The following is a 26,541-nucleotide window of genomic DNA, read 5'->3' as shown; positions in this document are numbered from 1 at the left end:
TGACCGTTCAGCCACCGGACGTGGGGTCCTCCGCTCCGGCGCCCGGGACGGCCATCTCCTCGGGATCGTCCAGCCAGCCGTGGGGCAGCAGGACCTTCGACCTCTCCCCGCTCTTGCCGCGCGGGCCGTCGATCCCGTCCGGCCAGGGCTGATGCGGGTCCAACTCCGCGACGCGGGCGGCGAACTCGGCCAGGGTAGCGACGGACGTGAAGGCGCGGCGGCTCTCGGCGCCGACCGTGAAGCCCTTCAGGTACCACCCCACGTGCTTGCGGAAGTCGGCGAGGCCGTGCGACTCGCTCCCGATCACCTCGCACAACAACTCGGCGTGGCGCAGCATCATGGCGCCCACCTCCCCCAGGACGGGCCGCGCGCGCTCCGCGGAGCCCTCGAACGCCCGGTCGAGGTCCCGGAACAGCCAGGGACGGCCCAGGCAGCCGCGGCCGACGACGACGCCGTCGCAGCCGGTCTCCGCGACCATGCGCAGCGCGTCGTCGGCGTTCCAGATGTCGCCGTTGCCGAGGACGGGGATCTCCGGCACGGCCTCCTTGAGCCGCCTGATCGCGTCCCAGTCGGCCGTTCCGCCGTAGTGCTGCTTCGCCGTGCGGGCGTGGAGGGCCACGGCGGCCACGCCCTCCTCAACGGCGATCCTGCCCGCCTCCAGGTAGGTCAGGTGGTCGTCGTCGATGCCCTTGCGCATCTTCATCGTGACCGGCAGGGACCCGGCGTTCCCGACCGCCTCCGCGAGGATCGCCCGCAGCAGGTTCCGCTTGTACGGCAGGGCGGCACCGCCGCCGCGCCGGGTGACCTTGGGCACCGGGCACCCGAAGTTCAGGTCGATGTGGTCGGCCAGGTCCTCCTCCGCGATCATCCGCGCGGCCCTGCCGATGACGACCGGGTCGACCCCGTAGAGCTGGATGCTACGGGGCGTCTCGCCGTCGCCGAAGGCGATCATCTGGAAGGTCAGCGGATTCCGCTCGACCAGCGCGCGCGAGGTGATCATCTCGGAGACGAAGACGCCACCGCCCTGCTCCCGGCAAAGGGTCCGGAAACCCCTGTTGGTGATGCCCGCCATGGGAGCGAGCACCACCGGTGGCCACACGTCGATCGTTCCGATTTTCACCTCTTCATTTTCGCCCGAGCGGGGGTGTGAGCCGTACAAGATCGTGGACGTGGGGCTTACACCCCGGTTACGCTGGCCTTACCACGGTCGGGGGAGGTCGCCCATGCTGCTACGGCTGAGAATCGGCCTGCCGGACCGCCCGGGATCGCTCGGCCAGGTCACCCGGGCGCTGGGGACGGTCGGCGCCGACATCACCCAGGTCGTCGTGCTCGACAGGGGCGACGGCCGCGCGCTGGACGACTTCACCGTCTACTGGCCCGACGCGGTGCCGCGCGAACATCTCGTCCGGGCACTGGAGAGCGTCGAGGGCGTGCGGATCGACGGGGTCTGGACGACGAGGGAGGCTCCCGGGACCTATCCCGAGCTGGAGATCCTCAAGTTCCTCACGACGGCCGGGGACCGCGCGCTCGCCACCCTGATCGACTCGATGCCGGTGCTCTTCAGCGCCGACTGGGCCGCGGCCGCCACCGAGCGGAGCCCGCGCTCGATCGTCTACTCGAGCTGGCGGGCGCCGTCGGACATCGCCTTTCCCGGTGAGATCCCGGCGCGCCCGGCCGCGGGAACCCTTCCGGAGGGGATCCACGTCATCACGGCCCCGCTGCCTCCGCTGGCGCTGTCCCTCGTTCTGGCGAGGGCCGAGGGGCCGGCGTTCCACCGCACCGAGGTGCACCGGCTCGCCCGGATCCTGGAGATCTTCCTGATGCTCCCCGCGATCGAGCGCGGAGCCGAACGGGCGTTGCGGAGAACGTCGGCCGAGCGACTATGAGTACGCACCGGCGGCGAAAACCCGATACAGTTACCTCGTCGCCGCAAGGCGTCACGCGGAAGTGGCTCAGTGGTAGAGCATCACCTTGCCAAGGTGAGGGTCGCGGGTTCGAATCCCGTCTTCCGCTCCGAGAGGTCTTAAATTGCGGGGGCCTCGCTCGGTGGAGTGGCCGAGAGGCGAGGCAGCGGCCTGCAAAGCCGCGTACACGGGTTCAAATCCCGTCTCCACCTCTGATGTACGAAAGTCTGATGTACGAAGGGCGATTAGCTCAGCGGGAGAGCGCTTCCCTGACACGGAAGAGGTCACTGGTTCAATCCCAGTATCGCCCACCAGCATCATCATCATCATCGGCGCTCCTGACAGGCTTCTGACAGGAGCGCCGCCGCCTGACGGCCGATGACGGACAAGTGGCGATAGAGTGATCCTCATACCGCCGGGCTCGATGTGCCGCGCGGTGGTCCCATCCCAGCAGGAGGTCCTCATGGCTGCCACCGAACCGGAATCCGGAGCCGAGCCCGAAGCTTCTGAGGACGATATGAAGCGGAAGTTCCGGGAGGCCCTGGAGCGTAAGCGGCGTTCGCAGGACGAGGCGAACGCGGGCGGCCAGGGCAAGGGCTCCGCGAAGATCCACGGGGCGCAGGGCCCTGCCGCGAGCCGGCGGTCCTTCCGCCGCAAGAGCGGCGGCTGATCTCCCTCCCGCGCTCGCCCGCCCCTTCTCCGATGCCACCTCTGGCGGGGTCCTTCTCAACGGCCCCGCCTGAGCGCACACTGGAAGGGACATGATGGGCGATTCTGGTGGGAGTAGCTCATGCACGGTCAGATGCCCCAAGCAATGCCGTTGCTGTCCCGCGGCAAGCACCGCAACCCCAGCAAGGGCGCGTGCTTCATGGAGCTCGCGTCGTACCTCGCGGGCGAACGGTGGAGTGACCATCCGTCGTGCACCCACCCGCTGCTGGCGGGACTCGCGCGACTGGTCAACGACCACACCTCGGACGCGGCCCGGCCACACCTCGCCGAGCTCATCCCGGCGGTGATCGGGCTGACCGGCGACGATCTGCGGATAGACGCACAGATCGCCCTCCGGTCCGCGACCACCGCGCTGCCGGTCGTCGCGCACGAACGGCAGCTGGCCATGGCGGTCTCGATCCTGTCGGCCGAGCACGTGCTCGCCGAGCTGGACGGCCGTCCCAGCGGCAGCATCCGCGACAGCAGCCGCGAGGCTCTGGAGCAGGTTCCCGACGCCATGCGGTGGGCTCTCGCCTTCAGGCGCGGGGTTCGCATCTCGGCCAAGGGCTTCCGCCGCTACGCCGCGCCGAACACCGTTCAGCTGGCCGTGAGAGGGATCGCCCAGGCCTGCGTCCTGGACCCGAACCCGCTGCTGCGGAACCTGCTGGCCAAGGCGATCGAGGACTGCACGGCCCTGACCGGCGTTCCCGCGCAGGCCGAGGCGGCGTTCGAGCCGGGCCGCTGGGAAGAGGCCTGCCGCCTCACCACCCGCTGAGCGGCGTCAGTCGGCGCACCGGCGACACGCGGACGGGGCGCGCTCAGTCGTCGATCCACACGTACCCGGCGAACCGGCCCGTCCGCTGTTCCCGCCTGTAGGAGTAGAGGTCGGGCGTCTCGATCGTGCAACGGCCGTCATGGCGGATGTCCGCCACTCCGGCCCGTTCGAGCTGCGCGGCGATCCCGGCCCTGATGTCCAGTGCGGGCGTGCCCCAACTGGTCGTCGACCACGTCTCCGGGGCCCGGCCCGCGACCCGCTCTCTCAGCTCCGCCGGCACCTCGTAGCACCGGCCGCAGGCGCAGGGCCCGATGGCGGCCGCCATCCGGGCGGGGTCGCCGCCCCGCGCGGCCATGGCCTCGACCAGGGCGGTGACGACCCCGGCCTCGGTTCCCGGCCGGCCCGAGTGCGCGGCGCCGACCAGGCCCGCGACGGGATCGGCCACGAGCACCGGCGCACAGTCGGCCACGAGGACGGCCAGTCCCAGCCCCGGGCGGTCGGTCAGGACGGCGTCGAGCGCGGGCGGCTCCGCGCCGAAGGGCTCGGCCACGTAGGCCACGTCGGCGCTGTGCACCTGGCGCATGAACACGACCTGGCCGACGCCGAGTTCGGCCGCCGTCTTGGCTCGGTTCTCCGCCACGGCCGCCGGGTCGTCCCCCACGGCCCCGCCGAGGTTGCGCGAGCCGTACGGCTCCGCGCTCACGCCGCCGTGCCGGTCGGTGAAGGCCATGCGGACCCGCTCGATCGCAATCACCGGACCAGCGTACTCAGCGCCGGACGGCCCGGCCGCCCCCGCCGTGACGACCCGGTCCGTACGGCAGGGCATGATTTGTCGGGCGTGGCCTGACGAGCAGGGCGTGGTGGAGCGGCGAGGAGGACCGGTGCGCGCGGTGGTGTACGAGGGGTTCGGCGCGGACCCCGAGGTGCGGGAGGTGGCCGAGCCCGTCGCGTCCGCGGAGGGCGCGGTCCTCAGGGTCGAGGCGACGGGGCTGTGCCGAAGCGACTGGCACGGCTGGATGGGCCACGACGACGACATCACGGCGTTCCCCCATGTGCCGGGACACGAGCTGTCCGGAGTGGTGGAGTCGGTCGGCGCGGCCGTGACGGGCTGGCGGCCGGGCGACCGGGTGCTGGTGCCGTTCATCTGCGCGTGCGGCCGATGTCCGCAGTGCGCCGCGGGCGACCAGCAGGTGTGCGAACGCCAGACCCAGCCGGGGTTCACCCATTGGGGTTCGTTCGCCGAGCGGGTCGCGATCGGCCACGCCGACGTCAATCTCGTCCGGCTGCCTGACGGCATGGCGTTCGCCACGGCGGCAAGCCTCGGCTGCAGGTTCGCCACGGCGTTCCGCGCGGTGGCGGCCCAGGGCAGGACGCGGCCCGGGGAGTGGGTGGCCGTCCACGGCTGCGGCGGCGTCGGGCTGTCGGCAGTGATGATCGCGGCGGCCATGGGAGCCCGGGTCGTGGCCGTCGACGTCTCCCCCGGCGCGCTCGACCTCGCCGCGAGGTTCGGCGCCGCCGAATGCGTACTGGCCGAGCCGCAGGCGGACCCGGCGGCGGGCGCCGCCGCCCGCGTGCGCGAGCTCACGGGCGGCGGCGCGCACGTCTCCCTCGACGCGCTGGGCAGTCCGGTGACTTCGGCGGCGTCGATCGAGAGCCTGCGCCGGCGCGGTCGCCACGTCCAGGTGGGGCTGCTTCCCGGTGGGGCGGCGCTGCCGATGGGCCGGGTGATCGCCCACGAGCTGGAGATCCTGGGCAGCCACGGCATGGCCGCCCACGCCTACCCCCCGATGCTGGAGATGATCACAGCGGGGGCGCTGCGCCCGGACCTCCTGGTGACCCGGACGATCGGGCTCGGCGAGGTGCCCTCGGCGCTGAAGGCGCTGTCCGGCGCCGGGGGCGTCGCCGGGATCACGATGATCGATCCCCGGCTGCCGTGACGCTCGTGTAGAGATCGAGCGTGCGCTCGGCTATCCGCCGCCACGAGAAGTGGTCGACGGCCCGCCGCCGACCGGCCTCGCCCATCGTCGCGGCGAGTCCGGGGTCGCGGAGAAGCTCGTTGACCCGCTCGGCGATCGCCGCGGCGAAGGCTCCCGGGTCGTGCGGCTCCCCGTCGGCGCCCTGGTCGATCGGCACGAGCAGACCGGTCGAGCCGTCGGCGACCACCTCGGGGATGCCCCCGGTGGCCGTCGCCACGACGGCGGTCTCGCAGGCCATGGCCTCCAGGTTGACGATGCCCATCGGCTCGTAGACCGAGGGGCACACGAAGACCGTCGCGTGGGTGAGGATCTGGATCACCTCCGGCCTGGGCAGCATCTCGCGGATCCAGATGACGCCGTCGCGAGCCGCGGAGAGCCCCCGGACCAGGCCGCTCACCTCTTCGGCGATCTCCGGGGTGTCCGGCGCCCCCGCGCAGAGGACCAGTTGCGCGGCGGGATCGAACGCCCGGGCCGCGTGCAGGAGGTGCACCAGGCCCTTCTGGCGGGTGATGCGCCCGACGAAGACGACGTAGGGCCTGCCCGGGTCGATGCCGTGCCGCGCGAGCGCCTCCGCGCCGGGGACGGGGGCGTACTCGTCCGTGTCGATGCCGTTGTGGATCACGGTCACCCGGTCGGGCGCGATCTCGGGATAGGCCGACAGCACGTCGCGCCGCATGCCCTCGGACACCGCGATGATCGCGTCCGCACTCGCGAGGGCGGTGCGCTCCGCCCACGACGACAGCGTGTAGCCGCCCCCGAGTTGCTCGGCCTTCCACGGCCGCAAGGGCTCCAGGCTGTGGGTGGTGACCACGTGCGGCGTGCCGTACAACATCTTGGCGACGTGCCCGGCAAAGTTGGCGTACCAGGTATGGCTGTGCACGAGGGTGGCGCCCTCGCAGCCGGCGGCCATCTCCAGGTCGACGCCGAGCACCTGCAGGGCGGCGTTCGCGGTCTCCAGGCCGCCGGGCACGCGGTAGGCGCTGACGCCGGGTTCCTCGCGGGGCGCGCCGAAGCACCGCACCCGCACGTCGGCCAGCCCCCGCAACTCCCGCGCCAGATACTCGACATGGACTCCGGCGCCGCCGTACACGTCGGGGGGATACTCGCGGCTGAGCAGATCGACACGCATAGCAGGAGCTTAGGTCGTGTCCGGTGGATCACGCTTGCCCGCGTCCTGTCGTATGACACGGGTGTTTGTCGGAGCTTTGGGGGGTTAAGGTCCTCCCTATGAAGGTCCTGGCGATCGTGCTCGCAGGTGGTGAAGGAAAGCGGCTGATGCCCCTGACCGCGGACCGGGCCAAGCCCGCCGTACCGTTCGGGGGGATCTACCGGCTGATCGACTTCGTGTTGTCGAACCTGGCCAACGCCCACTACCTGCAGATCGTGGTGCTCACGCAGTACAAGAACCACAGCCTGGACCGGCACATCTCCCGCACCTGGCGGCTGTCGTCGATGCTGGGCAACTACGTCACGCCCGTCCCCGCCCAGCAGCGGCTCGGCCCGCACTGGTTCTCCGGGTCGGCCGACGCGCTGTTCCAGAACCTGAACCTCATCTACGACGAACTCCCGGACCACGTGATCGTGTTCGGCGCCGACCACATCTACCGGATGGATCCGCGGCAGATGGTCGACCAGCACATCGACTCGGGGGCCGACGTCACGGTCGCGGCGATCCGGCAACCTCTCGACCTGGCCGACCAGTTCGGCGTCATCGAGACCGACCCGGCGGGACGCCGCATCGTGGCCTTCAGGGAGAAGCCGAAGGACGCGGTGGGCCTGGCCGACGCGCCCGATCAGATCTTCGCCTCCATGGGCAACTACGTCTTCAAGACCCAGGCCCTGATCGAGGCGCTGCGCGAGGACGCGCTCGACCCGAGCAGCCGGCACGACCTGGGCGGCAACATCATCCCGATGTTCGTCAAGAGCGGCGGGGCCGAGGTGTACGACTTCGCCCACAACGTCGTCCCCGGCTCCACCGATCGGGACCGGGGCTACTGGCGCGACGTGGGGACCCTGGACGCCTACTACGAGGCCAACATGGACCTCATCTCGGTGCACCCGGTGTTCAACCTCTACAACGACAGGTGGCCCATCTACACGGGCCACGAGCCGTTGCCGCCCGCCAAGTTCGTCCACAACGAGGGCGACAGGATCGGCCACGCGCTGGAGTCCCTCGTGTCACCGGGTGTGATCGTCTCCGGCGGTACGGCCCTGCGCTCGATCCTGTCACCGGGTGTGGTCCTGCACTCGCACTCGCACGTCGAGGACTCGGTGCTGATGGGGTGTGTGAAGGTCGGCAGGGGCGCGGTGGTCCGGCGGGCGATCATCGACAAGAACGTGGTCATCCCGGACGGCGCCAGGATCGGCTTCGATCTCGACTACGACCGCAAACGCTTCGCCGTCACCCGGAGCGGCGTCGTGGTGATCGGGAAGAACGAGATCATCGAGCGCTGACCGCCGGGCACGGGCCCGGTCAGCGGCCGTTGATCCGCCACGTCGGCTCGACGACCGTCCACTGCGCCTCCCACGCACGCCGGGCACGGCGCTGGTTCACCGAGCGGGTCACGACGACGACCATCGCCAGGAACGCCGCGGTGGTCAGCGGGACGCCGGTCCCCACCGTCAGGGCGGCGACGATCGTGGTCTCCCTGTCCTGAGGCCGTTGTGCGATGGCACCGGTGTCGTCCGTCCAGATCTGCACGACGTCGCCCGCGGACTTGGTGGGGCTGACGTCGATCACGCCCGTCCTCGGGGTGCCGTCGGGCGCCTTCCAGGTGGCCTGCGCATGGCCGACGGCCGCTCCCGCGGCGGACAGCCGTGGTGCGAGCACGTTCTCGGTGAGAGTGGCGCTCACCAGGTGCCGGACGCGCGACTGCTCGGCCTCGGCCCTCAGGCCGACGCCGTACTCCCGGACGCCGAGGACCACGCCCGCCACAATGGCGATCATGGCGCCCAGCACGGCGACAAGCCGGACCACCGCCTCGACCCGGTCACACCGGCGCCGGAGCGGATTCCTGTCTAGTCCGAGCCATCTGGCGAACCTGGCGAATGGATTCTGTGACATCACACACCTCACAGGGTCATTACCACTGCGAGTCCCGTTTATGCCTATTTTGCCGCCCAAGAGAATCGAGGGGAACTCCCCTCCCCGAATACGTCGGGACCACCGGCCTTTCCGCCGCCGCGGCGGGCTCTCCACGGCCGGGCGATCGCGATTCCGGCGAGCACGATGAGCCCGGCCGGCGGGCGTCATGCGCCCTGTGTTATCCCCTTTATCCCTGAGTGACGGAATTTACGGAATATGCGCAACGATACGGAATGCGAAGGCCGTACAGAAAGGCCCCCGCCATCGGGATCGAACGGCCTGCGACGGGTCCGGGCGCGCCGGTAACGTGCGCCTTTCGATTGGCCGATCGTCCCGGCAACAGTCCCTACCGAAAGCCATCGCCGGGTGTCACAATGCCAACGAAACGGGGATGATCAGGACGGGGAGTGCCGGATATGTTCGGGATCGTTCGACCATGTGTAGATCATTCCTGCGCCTCCGTGCTCACGGCCTGGCGGGCCCATCTGTGCGGGCTGTGCCTCACACTGCGTGACCACCACGGCCAGTTCGCCCGGATGGCGACCAACTACGACGGGCTCATCCTGTCCGTCCTGGCCGAGGCGCAGGACTCCCGGCCGGCGGCACAGCGCACCGCCGGCCCCTGTCCCCTGCGCGGCTTCCGGACCACCGGCGTGGTCTCCTCAGGGGAGCGGGGCGCCCGGCTGGCCGCCGTCGTGTCGCTCGCCCTGGCCGCCGGGAAGATCCGCGACCACGCGGCCGACGGGGACGGGATGGCGGGACGCCGAGTCTCCGGGGCCCCGTTGCGCCATGTCGCGGCCTCCTGGTCCGTCGCGGCCGCGCGGGACGCCGAGTCGCTCGGGTTCGACATGACCGTGCTGACCGAGGCCGTCGACCGGCAGGTGGCGCTGGAGGCCGCGGCGGCGCCGTCCCTGCTCCAGGTCACCGAACCCACGGAGACGGCCGTGGCGGCCGCGTTCGCCCACACCGCCGCGCTGGCGGGCGAGCCCCGCAACGCCGAGAGCCTCCGCGAGGCCGGGCGCCTGTTCGGCCGGATCGCGCACATCATCGACGCCGTCGAGGATCTCGACGAGGACCTGGCCCGCGGGAGCTACAACCCCCTCGTGGCGACCGGCACGTCGGTCGCCGAGGCCGGGCGGCTGTGCGAGGACGCGCTGACCGGGCTCGGCCTGGCCGTACAGGATCTGGAACTGCGCGAGCGGCACCTCGTCGAGGCCCTGCTCGTCGGCGAGACCCGGCATGCCGTACGGCGCGCGTTCGCCGAGCGCGTCCATCCGACGGATCCGAGGAGGAAGATCGCCGCGGGGATCGTCACGTTCCTGACCTGCGGTCTCTACCGGCCGCCGTGGAGCAGGTACCGCCAGGGTGGCGAGAAGGGCCGCTGCTACCTCAGCAACTTCGGCTGCGGGGATTGCTTCTACGGGTGCGACGGCACTTGCGGCTGCTCGTGAACGGATCGGCATGGATCTCCGGACTCATCCGCCGGGCGGGCCGGGACGGCACGGACGAGGGGAGATCGCGCCCTTTCCGCCACCTCACCGCGACCGAGCGGAGGATCTGGGAGGCCTATCCCACGGGGACCCCCGTCGACCTCCGGGACGGGAAGAACGACGATCCCGCCGCGGGGCCCACCTGGGGCCGCGGGCGTGAGGTGCGCGCGGCGGTGCTCGCCGCCCTGCTGCTCGGCATGGGCGAGGAAGAACCCGGGCAGGTGCCCGGCATCCGCCTCGCGGGCGCGCACGTCGTCGGCGACCTCAACCTCTCCGACGCCGTCGTCACCTCCCGGCTGCACCTGCTGGGCTGCTACATCCCAGGGATCATCTCGATCAACGACGCACGGACCCGGGGCCTGCGTCTGCGCAGGTGCCACATCGGCCGGTTGCGGGCCGGGCGCGCCACGGTCGACGGCCTGCTCGACCTCGACGGATCCACGATCGACAAGGGCATCCGCCTCGACAACGCCCACATCACCGGCCAGTTCCGCCTGTCCGACGCCGTGGTCGGAGCTCCTTCCGGCCCGTCTAGGGGTGGCGGAAACGACGACCTCCCCGGCTGGAGCCAGCCGTACAACCAGGGCAGGGCTCCGGAGCCGGTCACGCAGGTGGCGGTGGCGGTCTGGGCGGGCGGCCTCACCGTGGAGGGCGGCGCGTTCCTGCGCGGCCTGCGGACCACCGGCGGGCTGCGGTTCATCGGGGCGCACTTCAACAGCGGCCTCTACCTGGAGGGCGCGACCCTTGGGGGCACCGACGGCCATGCCGTGTACGCCGACCACATGCAGGCCACCGCGGCCGAATTCGGCTCGGGTTTCACCGCGACCGGGACGGTACGGCTGCGCGGCGCCCGGATCTCGGGGGTCCTGTCCTTCGACCGGGCCGTGCTCAAGGCGCCCGGCCGGGTGCTGCACCTGAGCCACATGCAGGTCGACGAGCTGATCCTCCTCCCCGCCTCGATCCAGGGGGACATCAACCTGGCCTACTCGCGCGTCGGCGTCCTGTTCGACCGCCCGGACAGCTATCCCGGGCACGTGCACCTCAATGGGACGACGTACGAGTCGCTGCGCGGGCCCGCCGTCCTCACCGACCGGCTGTCGTGGGTGCGCCGGGACCCCGACGGGTACCGCCCGCATCCGTACGAACAGCTCTCGGCCTACTACCGCAGGATCGGGCACGAGTCCGAGGCGCGGCGGGTCCTGCTCGCCAAGCAGCGGGCGCGGCGGCGGACGCTCAAGTTCCCCGGCCGCCTGTGGGGGCGGCTGCTGGACATCGTCGTGGGGTACGGCTACCGCCCCTGGCTGGCCGGGCTCTGGGTCATCCTGCTGCTCGCCGCGGGCACGTCGGTCTTCTCCCACTGGAGACCCCACCAGATCGGGCTCGACGAGTCCCGCAGCTTCAACGCGTTCACCTACACGATCGATCTGCTCGCGCCGGTCAGCGTCTTCGAGCAGCGCGGCGCGTGGGAGCCGGTGGGGTGGACCCAGTGGCTGGCGAACTGCCTCATCGTGGCGGGGTGGATCCTCGCCACGGCGCTCATCGCCGGTGGCACCCGGGTGCTGCGTCCCTCGAACACCTCATGACCGGTCCGGGATCTCGACGCGCAACCTCGGGATCGACTCCGGATACTTCTCGCGGACGAACGTGACCAGGTGCTCGCGGACGTCGCACCGAAGGTCCCAGGCGCTGGCCGAGTCGGCGGCGCTCATCAGCGCGCGGAGCTCGACCAGGCCCCCCGGCGTGACGTCGGTGACCTGGAGGGTCCAGTCCTTCTGGTCCCACAGCGGGTTGTCGCGCAGCACCCGGTAGAGCTCGGCGCGCAACTCCTCGACCGGCACGGACCAGTCGACGCGGAGGTAGACGCTGCCCAGGATCCGGCTCTCGTGGCGGGTCCAGTTCTCGAACGGGTTGCTGGTGAAGTAGGACACCGGGAGGATCAGCCGCCGCTCGTCCCACAGACGCAGGGACACGTAGGTGAGCGTCAGCTCCTCGATCCTCCCCCACTCGTTCTCGACCACCACGACGTCGTCGAGGCGGATGGCGTCGCTGAAGGCGAGCTGCAGGCCGGCCAGCATGTTGCCGAGGGTGGACTGGGCCGCGATGCCGGCCACGACGCCCGCGATGCCCGCGGAGGCCAGGAGCCCGGCCCCGAGCGCCCGCACCTCGGGGAAGGTGAACAACATCGCGCCGAGCGCGACGATCACGATGACCGCCGCGGAGATCCGCCGGACCAGGGTGATCTGCGTGCGGATCCGCCTCGCCCGCCGGTTGCGGTCGCCCTGGACGTGCAGGAGGCGGTCGAGGACCACGTCCGTCACCGCGTAGGCCGCCTGGATCACCAGCCAGGTCACGCACGTGATCAGCAGGAGCGTGAACGCGTGCTGCAGCAGGCCGTTCGCCCGCGGGCCGATCATGTCCGGCGTGTACACGGCGTTGGCGGTCGCGACGACGGCCGTGGCGAACCCGGGCCAGGTGCAGCGCCTGACGACCGGCCCGGCGAGCGACCAGCGATCCCCCACGAGCCGTGATCTCAGCACGCGCCGGACAAGCTCGACCGCGATGATCGCGACGATGACGGCGGCGGCCAGAGTCCCCCAGTTCCACGCGGCCGACAGGACGGCGCCCCCTCTCGTCGTCATTGTCCGCCCTTTGCCCTTCCACGGTGAGGAGAAAACGCACGCCAAGGGATGAATACTGCCAGAGCGCCCTGACGTGGCCGAACGCCGGATTCCTCTCGGTCAGAGCAGGCCGAGATCGCCAAGGAGTTGCTTGGTACGGCCGGCCTCGGCCTCGAACCACTGACGGAAGTCGTCGCCCGCCAGGAGCATCGGCGTCCACCCGTTGCGCGCGCACGCCTGCTCCCACGCGCTCGACTCCCCGATCGCCTGGCAGAGGGCGAGCAGCGCGTCTCGCTGGGTCTCGCCCAGCGTCCGGGAGGCGAGCAGACCCCACCAGTTCGCGTAGATCAGGCGCACGCCCGACTCGATCAGCGTGGGCGCGTCCACGCCCGCGAGACGCTGGGAGGCGGAGACGGCGAGCGGGCGCAGCCGTCCCGCTCTGATGTGGGCGGCCACGTCCCGGTGGCCGCCGAACCCGATCGCCACCCTGCCGTCGACGATCGCCTCGACCGCCTGGGCGCAGTCGGGGAAGGGGGCGTAGTCGAGCAGCCGGGTGTCGGCCCCCAGTCCCTGGGCCGTCAGGCCGTACAGCAGGTGGTCGGGGCCGCCGGTCGCCCCGCCGGCCACCTTGGGTCCCGCGGGGTCGCGCAGGAGGGCGGCGGCGAAGTCGTCGAAGGTCCTGAACCGCGAGCCGGGCGAGGTGACCAGGACCTCCCACTGCCCCGCGAGCCTGGCCAGGGGCCAGGTGCCGCCCACGAACGGCGTCGTCCGGTCCATCGCCGCGACGGCGACCAGCGCCGGATCCGCGACCATCAGGTCGCCCTGGCGGCCCGCCGCGACGAACCGGGCGATGGCGAGCGTCCCGCCACCGCCCGGCTGGCTGCTGATGCCGACCTTGCGCGCCCACCGGCGATGCTCGATGAGCGACTTCATCACGCGGGCGAACGCCGCGCTCTGCCCTGCCGAGGGGCCGGGAACGACGAAGCCGATCTCGCGCTGGATCGGCGGATCAGCCGTTCCGCATCCCGCCGCGAGGGCCACCACCCCCGCCCCCAGCGCGAAGACCGTACGGCGTCGCACGTCGGCATCCTCCCCCCGCAGGAGCCTGCATACCGACAGCGTACGACTTATCACGCCATGTGACTACATTTCGGGCAGAGGTACTCTCACGTCCCCGCCGTGACACACCCCCCGGCCCGCTCTGTGCTCACTCCACGGCTCACTCCCTGCCTCACTCCACGGTCACGCTCTTGGCGAGGTTGCGCGGCCTGTCGACGTCACGGCCGAGGGCCACCGCCGCGTGGTAGGCGAAGATCTGGAGCGGGATCGTCAGCAGGATCGGGTCGAGCTCGGTCTCGTTCTTGGGGACCACGATGCAGTCGTCGGCGGCGTCGGCCGTCCGGTGCCCGACCATGAGGATCCGCCCCTCCCGGGCGCGGATCTCGCCGAGCGTCGTGAGGTTCTTGTCGAGCAGTTCGTCGTCGGGGACGATCGCCACGGTCGGCAACTCGGGGCTGATGAGCGCCAGCGGGCCGTGCTTGAGCTCACTCGCGGGGTAGGCCTCGGCGTGGACGTAGGAGATCTCCTTGAGCTTCTGCGCGCCCTCGCGGGCGACCGGGTAGCCGCGGACCCGCCCGACGAACATCATCCCCGGCGCGTCGGCGTACTTCATCGCCAGCGTCCTGATGTGCTCCTCCTGGGTGAGGATCTCCTTGATCTGCTCGGGGAGCTTCCTGAGCCCGTCGCAGATCCGCCTGCCGTCGGCCGGGGACAGGTCCCTGACCCGTCCCAGGTGGAGGGCGATCAGCGCGAACGCCACCGCCGTCGAGGTGAACGCCTTGGTCGAGGCGACGGAGACCTCCGGCCCCGCGTGCAGGTAGACGCCGCCGTCGCACTCGCGGGCGATCGCGCTGCCCACGGTGTTGACGATGCCGAGCACCCGGCCGCCCTTGCGCTTCAGCTCCTGGACGGCGGCGAGCGTGTCGTAGGTCTCCCCCGACTGGCTGATCGCGATGTAGAGGGTGTCCGCCTCGACGACCGGGCTGCGGTAGCGGAACTCCGACGCCGGCTCGGCGTCGGCGGGGATCCGGGCCAGCTCCTCGATGAGCTGCGCGCCGATCTGACCGGAGTAGTAGGCGGAACCGCAGCCGATGATCTTCACGCGGCGAAACGACCGGCTCTCCCGCGGGTCCATGTTGAGGCCGCCGAGGTGGGCGATGTGGAAACGGTCGTCGAGCCGGCCGCGCAGCGTGCGGGCCACGGTGTCGGGCTGCTCGGAGATCTCCTTGAGCAGGTAGTGCTCGTAGCCGCCGTTGTCGTAGTGGCCGGCCTCCCAGTCGACCGTGAAGGGCTCCTTGGCGGTCTCCCGCGCGTCGCTCGTGAACGTGTTGAAGCCGTCGGCCTTCAGGACGGCCAGTTCGCCGTCCTCCAGGTGGACGACCTGGCGGGTGTAGCGGATCAGCGCGGCGACGTCGGAGGCCGCGAACATCTCCTTCTCACCGATGCCGAGGACGATCGGGCTGCCGTTGCGGGCGACCACGATCTCGCCCGGGCGGTGGGAGTCGACGACGGCGATGCCGTACGTGCCGACGACGCTCTTGAGCGCCCGGCGGACCGCCTCCTCGAGGGTGTCGGTCTCCTTGACGGTGCTGCCGATCAGGTGCGAGAGCACCTCGCTGTCGGTCTCGCTCTCGAAGACGATCCCGTCGGCCTCCAGGCGGCGCCGCAGTTCGTCGGCGTTCTCGATGATGCCGTTGTGGACGACCGCGATGCGCTGCTCCTGGTCGAGGTGCGGGTGCGCGTTGACGTCGCTCGGGACTCCGTGGGTGGCCCAGCGGGTGTGGCCGATGCCCGACCCGCCCTTGAACCGGGCGGGCACGACCGCCGCCAGGTCGGCCACCCGGCCCTTGACCTTACGTGTCCGCAGGCTCTTGGCGTTGACGACGGCGAGGCCGGCAGAGTCGTATCCGCGGTACTCCAGGCGCTGGAGCCCTTCGAGCAGGATGGGCGCCGCGTCCTGCGATCCGACATAAGCGACGATTCCGCACATATCCGCTCCTATCCGTAAACAATTCGACGGAGCTGGCGGAGGGACAGCTCCGGCGCCGCGACACGCCTTCCCGACAGTTCGGCGGAGATCCTCGGGAAGATCTCGTCGTTGGTGAACCCCTTCGACTGGAGCTCGCCGTGACGCCGCCGTACGAACTCCTCGGCGGGCTCGCCGAAGTACGCCAGGACGTCGGCGACCACCCGGGCCGCCTCACCGGGGCCGAGCATGGTCGTCCTGGTGAGATGACCGATCAGGTCCTCGAAGGGATGTCGTGCCGTGGACACAGAGCAGGACCCTAACGTAGCGAGGATGCCGACTATCAAGATTCCTGCCCGCATTCGGGCAGAATCAGTCGCTAAGTGGTCCCACGAGACGCGAAAGAGCCCGCCACCAAGGGCGGGCTCTCGTAGATCGTACCGAAATGCGCAGTACGTTCCGATCGCAAGGTCCCGGGATCAGGTCGCCGATCCGGCGGCGCGCAGGACCTTGAGGAACTCCCGCATCCACGCCGGATGGTCGGGCCAGGCCCGTCCCGTCACGAGGTTGTCGTCGACGTGCGCCTCGCTGTCGACCCACGTGCCGCCCGCCTGCTCGACGTCGGGCGCGCAGGCCGGGTACGCGCTGCTCTCCCTGCCCTTGAGAACTCCCGCCGCCGCGAGCACGAGCGGCCCGTGGCAGAGGGCGGCGATCGGCTTGCCCCGCTCCGCGAAGTGCCGGACGATCTCCTGGCAGGCGCGGTCGTTCCTGATGTACTCGGGCGCGCGCCCGCCCGGCAGGACGAGCGCGTCGTAGTCTCCGGGCTGCACGTCGGCGAACGAGACGTCGGCCGGCCACGCGTGGCCGGGCTTCTCCGTGTAGGTGTCGAAGCCGTCGACGAAGTCGTGCACCACGAACTGGAGTTTCTTGGCCGCCGGCGCGGCGATGTGGACCTCGTACCCCTCCTCCAGCAGCCGCTGGTACGGGTACATCACCTCCAGGTCCTCGGCCGCGTCACCCGTGATGATCAGCACCTTTGCCATGGGATCAGCCTTTCTCGTGGGCTATCCCCTCGATCCTGCGCACGGACGGGCGGCCGGGTCAACGCCGGGCGATCACTCAGAACGTGAAACCGCCCGGCCGTCCGTTGCGGTCGGCGATCAGGCCGGCCAGCGTGGAGACGGCGATCTCCGGCGGGGTGCGGGAGCCGATGTTGAGCCCGATCGGCCGGTGGACGCGGGCGATCTCCTCGGCCGGCACCCCGAGTCCGGCCAGCGCGACCTCGTGCGGCGCCGGATGGTACGGCTTGCCCATCACTCCGATCCATCGGCTCTTGGCGGCGAGCAGGTCGCGCAGCACGGTGCCGAGTTCGGGGCGGTGGTGATCGGTGACCACCACGTCAGCGGCGCCGTCCAGATCGGCGGGCAGACCGCTCGTCACCTCGAACGCCGGCTCCTCCGCCCTCACCTTCACGGCGAGGCCGGGGTCGGGCTCCAGGAGGATCCCCCGGAACCCGAGGTCGGCGCCGAAACGCAACAGGTAGCCGGCGACAGGGGACGCGAACACGGCCACGAGGGTGCGGTCACCGTTCGGGGGCGCCGCTTCCCCGTGCGCCACGGCACAGGCCGCGTCCGCTTCGTGTTCGTGCGAATGGGTGTCCGAATGGGCCATGGCACCATCTTCCATCCGATCGACGGCGATGGCGCCCCCGCGTGGCGCCGGGACGCCGCCGAGTCCGCTAGAGTTAGCGGAGCGTCGCGAATGATTCATCTCGTGACAACGCGGAAGTGGCTCAGTGGTAGAGCATCACCTTGCCAAGGTGAGGGTCGCGGGTTCGAATCCCGTCTTCCGCTCGTAGTGAGCACGGGCGATTAGCTCAGCGGGAGAGCGCTTCCCTGACACGGAAGAGGTCACTGGTTCAATCCCAGTATCGCCCACCACATTCGAAAGCCTCCGGGATCACCGGAGGCTTTCGGCGTTTCCAGGTCGAGTCCCGGTCAGTCGTGGTCGAAGTACCAGCGCGTGCAGAACCCTCCGTCGACGCCGCCCTCCTTCGTCGAGGCGCACGCGCGCATCCAGGCGCCGATGTTGTCCTGCTCGTTCGACGAGGACGCGCTGAACGGCCCGCACCGGGTCCAGGTCTTCCGCCTCGGGTCGTACGACCGCTCGATCCAGACGAGGTCTCCCGGCAGGTAGCCGTCGATGATGACCGCATGGGACTCGTCGAAGATCCGCCCGTTGACGAGTTGGACGGTGAGGGTGCGCGCCCCCTGGGCGGTGTCCAAGGTCCGGGAGGCCACCCGGATCTCCGAACCGATGTCGAATCCGTTGAACGGCGTCCCGCACCCGGGTCCCGCGTGTGTCGGCGTCGCGATCACCAGGACCGTCGCCGCGACGCCCCCGGCCATGACGATTCCCAGCAGCCTTCCACGCTTCATGCGGTGCGTAACCTTCCTCAGTGCCGACTGCCCGGGAGGCCGCGATGTCCGGCCTCGCGGCCGTTCCAGGGTAGATCACCACGGGATCACCCGGTCTCGGCGCCGAGGCCCTCCGGCCGGGGCCGTCGCACCGGCGTCAGCGTCGCTCCCACGGCGATCGCCACGCACGTGAGCCCGGCGACCAGGCACGCCGCCGCAACGCCGTGCCGAGCGGCCGCCCAGGTGAGGACGGCGGCGCCGAGTGGTCCGAGGGCCGAGTGGACGGTCCAGAAGGCCGACGTCACCCTGCCGAGCAGCGCGTCGGGGGTGACCTCCTGCCGCAGCGACATGGAGGAGATCCCCGCCGCGCCGGTGCAGAAGAGGAAGACGGTCGCCAGCACCGCCACCGCCGGGACGTTCGCCGCCAGGCCGATCCCGGCGACGGCGACGCCGCACAGCGCGTAGCAGCCGATCCACAGCGGGCCGAATCCGATGGTCCTGCGCAGGGCGGGCGCCAGGAGCGCGGCCGCCAGCGTCCCGGCGGTCGCCGCCGCCAGAACGTACCCGGCCGCGGAGTCGGGCTGCCCCAGGTCGTGCTTGAGGTAGTAGATCAGCACGTCGGACATGCCGTACGTGACGAAGGTCAGAACCGAGAGCAGCGCCGTCAGCGCCCGCAGGACCGGGTGCCGCCACAGGAACCGCGCGCCGGCGAGGAAGTCGCGCAGCGCTCCCCCGTGCTCGACGGCAGGCGCCTCGGCGGGCGCGGCCCGCACACGCGGGCGCACGAGGCAGAGGCCGGCGGCGGAGACGGCGAAGCTCGCCGCGTCGATCCCGATCGCGGCGGCGGGGCCGAGCAGCGCGGAGACCGTGCCGCCGAGCGCGGGGCCGACGACGCTCGCCGCGGCGTACGTCCCGTAGAGATGGCTGTTGGCCTTCATGACCTGGCCCTCGGCCACCAGCGCGGGCACGACGGCGACGTAGGTGACCTGGAAGACCATCCCGATGGCGGCCCCGAGAGGCACGACGAGGAAAACCAGCCATATCTGCGGAGAGAAGAGCCAGACGACCGGGATGACCGCGTAGAGGACGGCCCGGACGGCGTCGCAGGCGATCAGCAGGCGGCGGCGGTCCATCCGGTCGGCCAGCATCCCCGCGAACACGCCCGCGAGGATGGCCGCCGCCCCCGCCAGGGCCGTCACGAGCCCCATCTGGGTGACCGACCCCGTCGCGTGGAAGACGAGCAGGGGCAGCGCGACCGCGGAGAAGGAGTCGCCGGCGACCGACAGGGTCTGCACCCCGAGGAAGATCAGGAAGCCGCGGTTGGCCCGCAGCGGCGCCGGGACCTCTGGCCCCTCGTCCCCCGCCAACCCGGCTTCCCTCCGCAGGATCTTGTTCCGGCGGCGTCCACGGTAGGCGTGCCGGCCGTGAACCGCAACGGAGCAGCGGGGTCAGTAGGCGACGACCAGTGCCTGCGGGGCGGCGTGCCGCATCCGGGTGCGCAACCACAACAACTGCACGGCGAGTTCGCCTCCGCAGCGGCGGACCACGTCGAGCAACTCGTCGTCGCGGGCTCCCTGCGCGCCCTGCGCGATCATCGCGCAGGCGATGTCGCACTCGGTGGCCAGGAGATAGAGGTCGTGCAGGTCGCGCAGCAACCCGAGCCCTCCGGGTCTGGTCCCCGCGAACAGCGGCTGGTGCAGCCGTTCCGGCTCCGGGGACGGCGACGTCCACGGCTCGTAGCGCCGGACGAAAGGTTCCAGCCATCTGGCCTGGTCACGGCACTGTACGGCCAGGCGCTCGCAGACGCCGTACATGTCGGGTTCGTGGGGGTGGCCACGCCTGATCTCGCGGAACGCCTCCGCCAGCGCGGTCTGGGACCGGTGGAGCAGTCGCAGGTAGTGGGCGAGGTGCATCGCTCATACCTCCTCTAGCCGTTGGGAGACCTCAACAGGCACGACGCCGTCCGCCTCAGCACCTCCTCCCGCTCCGCCGACCTCGGTCGTCTCAGTGTCCGGGACGGCGTCGAGCGTCACCGGCACCGTCGCCACGCTGTATGTCGCCACGCTGTATATCGGCTGTTTGGACACGGGGTCCCAGTACAACGGGCGCCCGTCTCCGATCGCCTCGGACGAGGGCTCGTAGTGCGCGGCGTGGAGGAAGGCGCGCCCGTGGGGCTCCTTCGCGCAGTAGCACTCCGCGCCCCACTCGGCGCCCGTCGCGAGATCGTGCCCGAAGCTCTGGCAGACGCCGGGGTCGGTGGCGAACCGCCCGCCCGCGTACAGGCGCTCGGCGCCGTGTCCCGTCGAGGGGGTGCACGGCCACTGGACGCCGCTGCCCCCGCGCAGCCGGTCGTAGGTGATGCCGGTGCAGTCGCACGGGCGCCCTTTCGAGCAGGCCTTCCACGCCTCGAACGCCGACTCGGCGTCGTGCCAGCCGATGAGGGGTGCGCCGTCCCTGTCGCGGAAGCCCATCCGGCGGGCGTAGTCGAGGAAGATGTCCAGGTCGGCCCGGGCCTCCCCCGGCGGTTCCACGGCCCGCTCGCAGAGGTGGACCGTCCGGTCGGCGCCGGTGACGGTGCCCGGCTTCTCGCCCCAGCCCGCGGCGGGCAGGACCACGTCGGCCAGCCGGGCGGTCTCGGTCAGGTAGAGGTCCTGGACGACGAGGAACAACTCCTCGCTCCCGAGAACCTTGCTGACCCGGTCGGCGTGGGGCAACGAGACCACCGGGTCGGCGGCGGAGATCCACAGCAGCCGGATCGAGCCCTGCTCGGCGTAGCGGAAGATCTGCATGGCGTGCGTCGGCGGCCCCCAGTGCGGGATGGCCGCGAGATCGACGTTCCACAACTCGGCGAGTTCCCGCACGTGGTCCGGGTTCTCCCAGTTGCGCATCCCCGGGAGTTCGCCGCTCGCACCCGTCTCCCGCGCGTGCTGCCCGGCCGGCCGGCCCGTCATCTGGAACAGGCCCGCGCCCGGGCGTCCGAGCATCCCGCGCAGCAGGTGGAGGTTGTTGACCTGGCAGGCCGCCGCCGTCGCCTGGTTGGACCGGTAGAAGCCCGGCAGGACGGTCGACACCAGGCGCTCGCACGAGCCGAGGATCTCGGCGGCCTGCTCGATCAGTGCCGCGGGGACGGCGCAGATCTCGGCCGCCCGCTTGGGCGGGTACGCCTCGACGACCCGGCAGAGTTCGGCGAAGCCGAGCGTGTGCCTGGCCACGTACGCGGCGTCGTAGCGGTTGCCGGCGATCAACTCGTGGAGCAGCGCGTTCATCAGCGCCACGTTCGTGCCGGAGCGGACGGGCAGGTGGACGTCGGCCTCCTTGGCCACCTGCGTCTCCTGCGGATCCACGGCGATCATGGCGGGCGGGCGCGGCCCCAGGCGGCGGTCGAGCATCCGCTCCCACACCACCCGGGACTCGGCCATGTCCTGCCCCCACAACGCGATCGCGTCGCAGTGGTCCACGTCGGTGTAGGAGCCGGGCTGCCCGTCCGCGCCGAAGCTCGCGGTGAGGGCGGCGGCCGCCGTCGCGTCGCCGACGCGCGTGCTGCCGTCGACATGGGGTGTGGCGATCCCGGCCTTGGCGATCACCGCGAGCGTGTAGTGCTCTTCGAGGAGCAGCCGGCCGCCGGTGTAGAAGCCGAGGCGGCCCCAGCCTCCGGGGGCCTCGAGCAGTTCCTTCGACCGGCCGGCGATCCTGCCCATGGCCGTGTCCCAGTCGCACTCGACCAGGCGGCCGTCCTCCCTGATCATCGGGCGGGTCAGCCGGGTGCCGTCGCCCGCCGTGGACGGCCCGTGCCGGTCCCGGGGATCGATCCGGCCGTGGTTGACGCGGTCCACCCCGCGCCCGCGCACGCCCACGATCCTGCCGTCCCTGACCGCGATGTCGAGCGCGTCGCCACTGGACTGGACGGCGGAGACGTTCTGGACCCAGACGTCGACGTCGGCCTCGGTGACGCCCTCGTCCAGGTAGGTGTCCACCCGCACCGGCCAGGGGCTGCCGACGCCGATCTCGGCGGGAAGCGCGTCGCGCAGTCGTCCCGGCAGTGCCGCGGCGAGCCGTTCCACCCCACCCGGAGGTCCGTACGGCGTGCGCCTGCCTCCGTGGTCGGCGATCGGCTCCGGCACCTGGCACCTCCGCGGTCACGCGACAGCTCCGACATGGCTCCAACAGCGGGTCCAACACGGCTCCGACTACCTGCGCGAACGAGGCTGCTCGTACCCGGCTGTGCAACGCTGACCCCGGAAACGGGGGAACTGACCGGTTTCTTTTCGAATAATTTCCATAGGGGGTTAATGACGTTGTGTGTCCGGTGTGGGGGGAGCATGATCTGTAAAGTGCGTTTACTGAGGAATGTCGGCGCGAGCGAGCGGGACCTCGGGCGTCTCCGCATCGCTGTGGGGTGGGAATGGACGGTCGTACGACCTCGCCGGCCGTGACCGGCTCTCCCACGCCTGCGCCAGGCGCTCCGGCAGGGCCTCTGGTCGGACGGCACGACGCGCTGGACATGTTGCGGAGCGCGCTGAACATCGGCGACGGCTTCCGGTTCCTGACGTTGGCGGGCGATCCGGGAGCGGGCAAGACGCGGCTGCTCTCCGAACTGATGACCATGGCCGCCGAGCGGGGGTTCACCACGCTGTGGGGTAGGGCCGCCGAGTACGAGCAGGTCATGCCGTACAGCGCGCTGGTGGACGCGCTCGACGACCACATCGACACCCACCGTTCTGACGTGGTCGAGACCGTGGGAGCCGCGCAGGCCGCCATGCTGGCCGGGGTGTTCCCGGCGCTGGCCGCGCAGGACACCGGGGAGACCATCGCCGACGACCGCAGCGGGCTGGCCCGCTACCGGCTCTACCGCGCCCTGCGCCAGATGATCGACGCGCTGGCCGGATCCAAGGGGCTCGTCCTCATCCTCGACGACGTCCACTGGGCCGACGAGAGCTCCATGGAGTTCCTCGACCACGTCGTCCGGCACCCGCCGAACGGTCCCGTGCTGGTGGCGGTGGCCTACCGCCCGGCGCAGGCCCCGCCGCGGCTGGCCACGCTCGTCGCGGCGGCGGGACAGCGCGGCCACGAGGTCACGGTCGGCCCGCTCAGCCAGGCGGAGGTCGAGCAGTTCCTCGGCCCCGAGGTCGCCCGCAGCCGGGGCAGAGCCCTGTACGACGCCAGCGGGGGCAACCCGTTCTACCTCGAGGCGCTGGCGCGGATGGACCAGACGGAGATCGGGGAGCTGCCGCCCACCGTTCTGGCCATGCTCCAGGTCGAGCTCGGCGTCCTGTCCCCCGACGCGCTGCGGGTCGCGCAGGCGGCCGCGGTGGCGGCGGACGAGTTCGAGCCGGCGATCGCCGCCGTGGCGGCCGAGGTGGCGCAGGCCACGGCGCTGGCCGCCATCGACGAACTCGTGGAGCGGGACATCGTCAGGACCCGCGGCGGGCGTTTCCGGTTCAGGCATCCCCTCGTCCGCTGGGCCGCCTACGAGTCGGCCGCGGCCGGCTGGCGCGTGGGCGCCCACGCGAGGATCGCCGCCCACCTGGCGGAGCTGGGCGCGCCGTCCACCGTCCAGGCCCACCACGTGCAGCATTCCGGTTCCTTCGGGGACCACAAGGCCGTCGGCGTCCTGCTCGCGGCCGCCCGCACCGTGATCGCGCAGGCGCCCGCCACGTCGGCCCACTGGCTGCAGGCCGCGCTGCGGCTCATGCCGGACGATCACACGACGCGCGAGGACCGCCTGGCCCTGCTGATGGAGCTGAGCTGGGCGCAGGGCGTCAGCGGAAGGCTGGCCGAGGGCCGTGACACCGCGCGCGAGCTGCTGCGGCTGCTCCCCGGCGACGACTACTCCCGCCGGGGCCGGGCCGCACGGGTCTGCGCGCTCATGGAACGCCAGCTCGACCGCCCGCAGGAGGCCCGCGCCCTGCTCCTCGACGAGCTGAGCCGCATGCCCAACCCGCGGTCGGCCGCCGCGGTGCCGCTGCGCATGCGGCTGGTCGCCGAGAGCCTCATGCGCGTCGACTTCCGCGCCGCCCAGGCCGTGCTCGACCTGATGCCGGACGCGGCCGAGGACTGGGAGCCCGGGCTCGCCGTTGCGGTGGCGGCGCTCCGGCCGATGCCGGCCTACGCGGCGGGCCGCGCCGCCGACGCGATCGGGTACGCCCAGGCGGCCGACCGCCTCCTCGGCTCCGTGCCCGACGACCATCTCGCGGAGTGGCTCGACGCCATCGCCTGGCTGTGCTGGGCCGAGATCAACCTCGGCCGGTACGGCGACGCGCTGCGCCACTTCGACCGGGCGGCGGAGGTGGCCCGCGCGACCGGCCAGAGCTACATCCTGACCAACCTGCTCGCCGGACGGGCCAAGACGCTCGTGATGATGGGGCGGCTGGCCGATGCCATGACCACCGCCGAGGAGTCCGTGGAGGGCGCCCGGCTGCTCGACTCGGGACAGCAGCTCGTCTTCGCGCTCACCCAGGTCTGCCTGGCCGCCTCGTGGGCGGGTGACGACGACGCCGCCCTGCTCGCCGGGAACGAGGCCGTGCAGCGCGGCGTCGGAGGCGGCGAGGTGTGGGGAGCCCAGGCCCGCTACGCCCGAGGACAGGCGCTGATCAACGCCGGCCGCCTGGAGGAGGGCGTCGAGGCCGTGCTCGACGCGTGCGACCGGTTCGAGTCCCCGCGGCTCGACCGGGTGACGCTGACCTCGTCGTGCGAGGTGCTGGCGCGGGTCGCGGCGTCCCGCGGCGACGAGGCCGAGTCGATGGCGTGGGCGGCGCGCGCGGCACAGCTCGAGGATCGGGGGCTGGCCGCGTCGTCCGGGATCGTCCCCCTGGCCCGGGCCCACGCGTTACGGGACAAGGATCCGGCGGCCGCGGCGGCCGCCGCGGAGGAGGCGGCCCGCCTCCTGTCGGAGGGACAGCGCGACCTCGACGCCGGCCGGGCCCTGCTGACGGCCGGGCTCGCCCATATGGAGGCCGGCGACAAGAGCGCGGCACGCGACAGCCTCAGGTCGGCCGCCTCCGCGTTCGACGCGTGCGGGGCGCGGGGTCTCAAGGCGCAGACCGACCGTGAGCTGCGCCGCCTCGGCGTCCGCGTGAGCGGCGCGGCGAGCGCGTCCGGCGCCGGCCGGGACGCCGGGGATCTCGGGCTGTCGCCGAGGGAGTTCGAGGTCGCGCGCCTGGTCGCGGACGGGCTCACGAACCAGCAGATCGCTCAGCGGCTGTTCCTCAGCGTGCGGACGATCGAGACCCATCTGTCCCGCATCTTCACCAAGCTCGACGTGTCGTCCCGGGTGGGCGTGGCCACGGCACTGAACCGGCGTCACTGACGTTTCACCACGAGTACGGGTTTTCCACGATGCCGCCGGCCATGGCCGGATTGGGATCGTTGCCGTGGGCCAAGGAGGACGATCAGATGGAACACCGAATTCCCCGGTTCACGCTTGACGGCGTGCGGGACGCCGAGGTGTCGGTCCATCCGTTCGCCACCGAGGATGAGTTGGGGCTGACGCTGACCCGGTTCCGCCGGGGCGGAGGTCCGGCGCCGGAGGGGACGCCGGACGACGTGGTCCTGCTCATCCATGGCCTGACCTCGTCGAGTGACATGTTCATCATGCCGGAGCACACCAATCTGGTCGGGTTCCTGCACGAGAACGGTTTCGGCGACGTATGGGCACTGGACTTCCGGATGAGCAACCGGTTCCCGTACAACGTCGAGACTCGAAGGCACACGCTGGACGACATCGCCCATTTCGATTACCCGGCAGCGCTACGTGAACTCCGCCGCCACGTGGGGGCGCGGCGGATACACGTGGTCGCACACTGCCTCGGGTCGTTGTCGTTCAGCATGAGCCTGTTCGCCGGCGCGGTCGACGGGATCGCGAGCCTGGTCGCCAACAGCGTGGCGCTGACGCCGCGCGTGCACCGGTGGTCCAGGGTGAAGCTGTCCGCCGGGCCCGTGCTGATGGAGTACGGCACGGGCCTTTCCTACCTCGATCCGCGGTTCAAGGACGCCCCGCCGCTCACCCGCAGGTGGCTGCTGGCCCGGGCGGTCTCGCTCCTCCACCCCGAGTGCCGTGAGCCGGCCTGCCACATGCAGAGCTTCATGTGGGGCAGCGGCAAACCCGCGATGTACCGCCACGGCAACCTGCGGCCGGAGACCCACCTGCACGAGCGCCTCGCCGACCTCAACGGCGCGTGCGACCTCCACTACTACCGGCACGTCCACAAGATGGTGGCCGCCGGGCAGGCGGTCAGGTTCGACCCCGGGGATCACCGTCACGACGACCTGCCGGAGGACTACCTGGCGGCGGCGGCCGACGTGACGACGCCGATCCTGTTCATGACCGGCGACCACAACGACGTCTTCACCGACTCCAACATCGTGTGCCACGAAAGGTTGTCCAAGGCCGCGCCCGGACGGCACGAACTGCGGGTCGTCCCCGGCTACGGGCACATCGACACGCTGATCGGCAAGGACGCGCACCTGGACGTGTTCCCGCACATCCTCGACTTCATCAAGCGGCACTAGACCGGCACGGGCCACTCGGACTCACGGGGCGACAC

23 protein-coding genes and 5 tRNA genes are annotated in these 26,541 nt (G+C 71.3%); 14 read left to right on the top strand and 14 right to left on the bottom strand.

What is annotated here, in order from left to right:
* Positions 1–7: 7 nt before the first annotated feature.
* Positions 8–1,120, bottom strand: a complete 1,113-nt coding sequence (gene dusB, locus Pmi06nite_RS28170) for a tRNA dihydrouridine synthase DusB (RefSeq protein ID WP_239114254.1) — start codon at positions 1,118–1,120, stop codon at positions 8–10.
* Between the two features lie 103 nt (positions 1,121–1,223).
* Between dusB and Pmi06nite_RS28165 the strand changes: the two genes are divergently transcribed.
* The 6 genes from Pmi06nite_RS28165 to Pmi06nite_RS28140 all read left to right on the top strand — a co-directional run bounded on the left by Pmi06nite_RS28165 (position 1,224) and on the right by Pmi06nite_RS28140 (position 3,387).
* A complete protein-coding gene (locus Pmi06nite_RS28165; RefSeq protein WP_203956162.1) occupies positions 1,224–1,886 on the top strand; it encodes an ACT domain-containing protein in 663 nt (220 codons plus the stop codon).
* Positions 1,887–1,941: 55 nt separating this feature from the next.
* Positions 1,942–2,013: transfer RNA gene (locus Pmi06nite_RS28160), tRNA-Gly, on the top strand.
* 32 nt (positions 2,014–2,045) lie between these two features.
* Positions 2,046–2,116 (top strand) — tRNA-Cys (locus tag Pmi06nite_RS28155).
* Positions 2,117–2,143: 27 nt separating this feature from the next.
* Positions 2,144–2,218: transfer RNA gene (locus Pmi06nite_RS28150), tRNA-Val, on the top strand.
* 149 nt (positions 2,219–2,367) lie between these two features.
* Positions 2,368–2,574 carry a DUF5302 domain-containing protein gene (locus Pmi06nite_RS28145; protein ID WP_203956161.1) on the top strand — a complete coding sequence of 69 codons (207 nt, stop codon included), beginning with the start codon at positions 2,368–2,370 and terminating at the stop codon, positions 2,572–2,574.
* Positions 2,575–2,694: 120 nt separating this feature from the next.
* A complete protein-coding gene (locus Pmi06nite_RS28140; RefSeq protein WP_203956160.1) occupies positions 2,695–3,387 on the top strand; it encodes a hypothetical protein in 693 nt (230 codons plus the stop codon).
* Between the two features lie 43 nt (positions 3,388–3,430).
* Here the strand turns inward: Pmi06nite_RS28140 and pgeF are convergent, their stop codons facing one another.
* Positions 3,431–4,117 (bottom strand): peptidoglycan editing factor PgeF, encoded by a 687-nt coding sequence (pgeF, locus tag Pmi06nite_RS28135; protein WP_203956319.1) that lies wholly within the window; start codon positions 4,115–4,117, stop codon positions 3,431–3,433.
* 151 nt (positions 4,118–4,268) lie between these two features.
* Between pgeF and Pmi06nite_RS28130 the strand changes: the two genes are divergently transcribed.
* Positions 4,269–5,324, top strand: a complete 1,056-nt coding sequence (locus Pmi06nite_RS28130; protein ID WP_203956159.1) for a zinc-dependent alcohol dehydrogenase family protein — start codon at positions 4,269–4,271, stop codon at positions 5,322–5,324.
* Here Pmi06nite_RS28130 and glgA read toward each other — a convergent pair.
* A complete protein-coding gene (gene glgA / locus Pmi06nite_RS28125) occupies positions 5,296–6,492 on the bottom strand; it encodes a glycogen synthase (protein WP_203956158.1) in 1,197 nt (398 codons plus the stop codon). The two genes, Pmi06nite_RS28130 and glgA, sit on opposite strands and share 29 nt — an antisense overlap.
* 98 nt (positions 6,493–6,590) lie before the next feature.
* Here glgA and glgC point away from each other — a divergent pair, with 98 nt between their 5' ends.
* Positions 6,591–7,817: a glucose-1-phosphate adenylyltransferase gene (gene glgC / locus Pmi06nite_RS28120; RefSeq protein WP_203956157.1), complete on the top strand. Its 1,227-nt coding sequence runs from the start codon at positions 6,591–6,593 to the stop codon at positions 7,815–7,817.
* A 19-nt stretch (positions 7,818–7,836) separates the two neighbouring features.
* Here glgC and Pmi06nite_RS28115 read toward each other — a convergent pair whose 3' ends face one another.
* Positions 7,837–8,427, bottom strand: a complete 591-nt coding sequence (locus Pmi06nite_RS28115; protein ID WP_203956156.1) for an Rv1733c family protein — start codon at positions 8,425–8,427, stop codon at positions 7,837–7,839.
* A 437-nt stretch (positions 8,428–8,864) separates the two neighbouring features.
* Between Pmi06nite_RS28115 and Pmi06nite_RS28110 the strand changes: the two genes are divergently transcribed.
* Entirely contained in the window at positions 8,865–9,899 is a 1,035-nt protein-coding gene (locus tag Pmi06nite_RS28110) for a DUF5685 family protein (protein WP_203956155.1), read from the top strand.
* Positions 9,872–11,521 (top strand): hypothetical protein, encoded by a 1,650-nt coding sequence (locus Pmi06nite_RS28105; RefSeq protein WP_203956154.1) that lies wholly within the window; start codon positions 9,872–9,874, stop codon positions 11,519–11,521. Before Pmi06nite_RS28110 ends, Pmi06nite_RS28105 begins: the two co-directional genes overlap by 28 nt.
* On the opposite strand, the gene Pmi06nite_RS28100 is transcribed toward Pmi06nite_RS28105, so the two are convergent.
* The 6 genes from Pmi06nite_RS28100 to Pmi06nite_RS28075 all read right to left on the bottom strand — a co-directional run bounded on the left by Pmi06nite_RS28100 (position 11,516) and on the right by Pmi06nite_RS28075 (position 17,252).
* On the bottom strand, positions 11,516–12,577 hold the full coding sequence (locus tag Pmi06nite_RS28100; protein WP_203956153.1) for a mechanosensitive ion channel family protein: 1,062 nt from the start codon (positions 12,575–12,577) through the stop codon (positions 11,516–11,518). The genes Pmi06nite_RS28105 and Pmi06nite_RS28100 overlap by 6 nt on opposite strands.
* Before the next feature lie 99 nt (positions 12,578–12,676).
* Positions 12,677–13,636 (bottom strand): Bug family tripartite tricarboxylate transporter substrate binding protein, encoded by a 960-nt coding sequence (locus tag Pmi06nite_RS28095; protein WP_203956152.1) that lies wholly within the window; start codon positions 13,634–13,636, stop codon positions 12,677–12,679.
* 151 nt (positions 13,637–13,787) lie between these two features.
* Complete coding sequence (gene glmS, locus Pmi06nite_RS28090; RefSeq protein WP_203956151.1) at positions 13,788–15,605, bottom strand: glutamine--fructose-6-phosphate transaminase (isomerizing); 1,818 nt, start codon at positions 15,603–15,605, stop codon at positions 13,788–13,790.
* Between the two features lie 8 nt (positions 15,606–15,613).
* Complete coding sequence (locus Pmi06nite_RS28085) at positions 15,614–15,889, bottom strand: hypothetical protein (RefSeq protein WP_239095407.1); 276 nt, start codon at positions 15,887–15,889, stop codon at positions 15,614–15,616.
* 171 nt (positions 15,890–16,060) lie between these two features.
* Positions 16,061–16,624, bottom strand: a complete 564-nt coding sequence (locus tag Pmi06nite_RS28080; protein WP_203956150.1) for a DJ-1/PfpI family protein — start codon at positions 16,622–16,624, stop codon at positions 16,061–16,063.
* 76 nt (positions 16,625–16,700) lie between these two features.
* Entirely contained in the window at positions 16,701–17,252 is a 552-nt protein-coding gene (locus tag Pmi06nite_RS28075; RefSeq protein ID WP_203956149.1) for an XdhC family protein, read from the bottom strand.
* Positions 17,253–17,362: 110 nt separating this feature from the next.
* On the opposite strand from Pmi06nite_RS28075, the gene Pmi06nite_RS28070 reads away from it, so the two are divergent.
* Positions 17,363–17,434 (top strand) — tRNA-Gly (locus Pmi06nite_RS28070).
* Between the two features lie 12 nt (positions 17,435–17,446).
* Positions 17,447–17,521 (top strand) — tRNA-Val (locus Pmi06nite_RS28065).
* Between the two features lie 57 nt (positions 17,522–17,578).
* Here Pmi06nite_RS28065 and Pmi06nite_RS28060 read toward each other — a convergent pair.
* From Pmi06nite_RS28060 to Pmi06nite_RS28045, 4 genes are all read right to left on the bottom strand, one after another.
* Positions 17,579–18,019, bottom strand: a complete 441-nt coding sequence (locus Pmi06nite_RS28060) for a hypothetical protein (RefSeq protein WP_203956148.1) — start codon at positions 18,017–18,019, stop codon at positions 17,579–17,581.
* Positions 18,020–18,105: 86 nt separating this feature from the next.
* Positions 18,106–19,365: an MFS transporter gene (locus Pmi06nite_RS28055; protein WP_203956147.1), complete on the bottom strand. Its 1,260-nt coding sequence runs from the start codon at positions 19,363–19,365 to the stop codon at positions 18,106–18,108.
* 81 nt (positions 19,366–19,446) lie between these two features.
* A complete protein-coding gene (locus Pmi06nite_RS28050; RefSeq protein WP_203956146.1) occupies positions 19,447–19,911 on the bottom strand; it encodes a hypothetical protein in 465 nt (154 codons plus the stop codon).
* Between the two features lie 3 nt (positions 19,912–19,914).
* A complete protein-coding gene (locus tag Pmi06nite_RS28045) occupies positions 19,915–22,119 on the bottom strand; it encodes a molybdopterin-dependent oxidoreductase (RefSeq protein ID WP_239114252.1) in 2,205 nt (734 codons plus the stop codon).
* Positions 22,120–22,400: 281 nt separating this feature from the next.
* On the opposite strand from Pmi06nite_RS28045, the gene Pmi06nite_RS28040 reads away from it, so the two are divergent.
* Both Pmi06nite_RS28040 and Pmi06nite_RS28035 read left to right on the top strand, forming a co-directional pair.
* A complete protein-coding gene (locus tag Pmi06nite_RS28040) occupies positions 22,401–25,304 on the top strand; it encodes a helix-turn-helix transcriptional regulator (protein WP_203956145.1) in 2,904 nt (967 codons plus the stop codon).
* 86 nt (positions 25,305–25,390) lie between these two features.
* Complete coding sequence (locus Pmi06nite_RS28035; protein ID WP_203956144.1) at positions 25,391–26,506, top strand: alpha/beta fold hydrolase; 1,116 nt, start codon at positions 25,391–25,393, stop codon at positions 26,504–26,506.
* Positions 26,507–26,541 lie beyond the last annotated feature (35 nt).

It is taken from the genome of Planotetraspora mira, from assembly GCF_016863275.1.
Classification (GTDB): Bacteria; Actinomycetota; Actinomycetes; order Streptosporangiales; family Streptosporangiaceae; genus Planotetraspora; species Planotetraspora mira.
This window is presented reverse-complemented; position numbering and strand designations above follow the sequence as displayed.

Coding starts and splice junctions, on each gene's coding strand:
- Pmi06nite_RS28165 (WP_203956162.1), top strand. CDS start 1,224: ATGCTGCTACGGCTGAGAATCGGCCTGCCGGACCGCCCGGGATCGCTC.
- Pmi06nite_RS28145 (WP_203956161.1), top strand. CDS start 2,368: ATGGCTGCCACCGAACCGGAATCCGGAGCCGAGCCCGAAGCTTCTGAG.
- Pmi06nite_RS28140 (WP_203956160.1), top strand. CDS start 2,695: ATGCACGGTCAGATGCCCCAAGCAATGCCGTTGCTGTCCCGCGGCAAG.
- pgeF (WP_203956319.1), bottom strand. CDS start 4,117: ATGGCCTTCACCGACCGGCACGGCGGCGTGAGCGCGGAGCCGTACGGC.
- glgA (WP_203956158.1), bottom strand. CDS start 6,492: ATGCGTGTCGATCTGCTCAGCCGCGAGTATCCCCCCGACGTGTACGGC.
- glgC (WP_203956157.1), top strand. CDS start 6,591: ATGAAGGTCCTGGCGATCGTGCTCGCAGGTGGTGAAGGAAAGCGGCTG.
- Pmi06nite_RS28115 (WP_203956156.1), bottom strand. CDS start 8,427: ATGTCACAGAATCCATTCGCCAGGTTCGCCAGATGGCTCGGACTAGAC.
- Pmi06nite_RS28110 (WP_203956155.1), top strand. CDS start 8,865: ATGTTCGGGATCGTTCGACCATGTGTAGATCATTCCTGCGCCTCCGTG.
- Pmi06nite_RS28100 (WP_203956153.1), bottom strand. CDS start 12,577: ATGACGACGAGAGGGGGCGCCGTCCTGTCGGCCGCGTGGAACTGGGGG.
- glmS (WP_203956151.1), bottom strand. CDS start 15,605: ATGTGCGGAATCGTCGCTTATGTCGGATCGCAGGACGCGGCGCCCATC.
- Pmi06nite_RS28080 (WP_203956150.1), bottom strand. CDS start 16,624: ATGGCAAAGGTGCTGATCATCACGGGTGACGCGGCCGAGGACCTGGAG.
- Pmi06nite_RS28075 (WP_203956149.1), bottom strand. CDS start 17,252: ATGGCCCATTCGGACACCCATTCGCACGAACACGAAGCGGACGCGGCC.
- Pmi06nite_RS28060 (WP_203956148.1), bottom strand. CDS start 18,019: ATGAAGCGTGGAAGGCTGCTGGGAATCGTCATGGCCGGGGGCGTCGCG.
- Pmi06nite_RS28050 (WP_203956146.1), bottom strand. CDS start 19,911: ATGCACCTCGCCCACTACCTGCGACTGCTCCACCGGTCCCAGACCGCG.
- Pmi06nite_RS28040 (WP_203956145.1), top strand. CDS start 22,401: ATGGACGGTCGTACGACCTCGCCGGCCGTGACCGGCTCTCCCACGCCT.
- Pmi06nite_RS28035 (WP_203956144.1), top strand. CDS start 25,391: ATGGAACACCGAATTCCCCGGTTCACGCTTGACGGCGTGCGGGACGCC.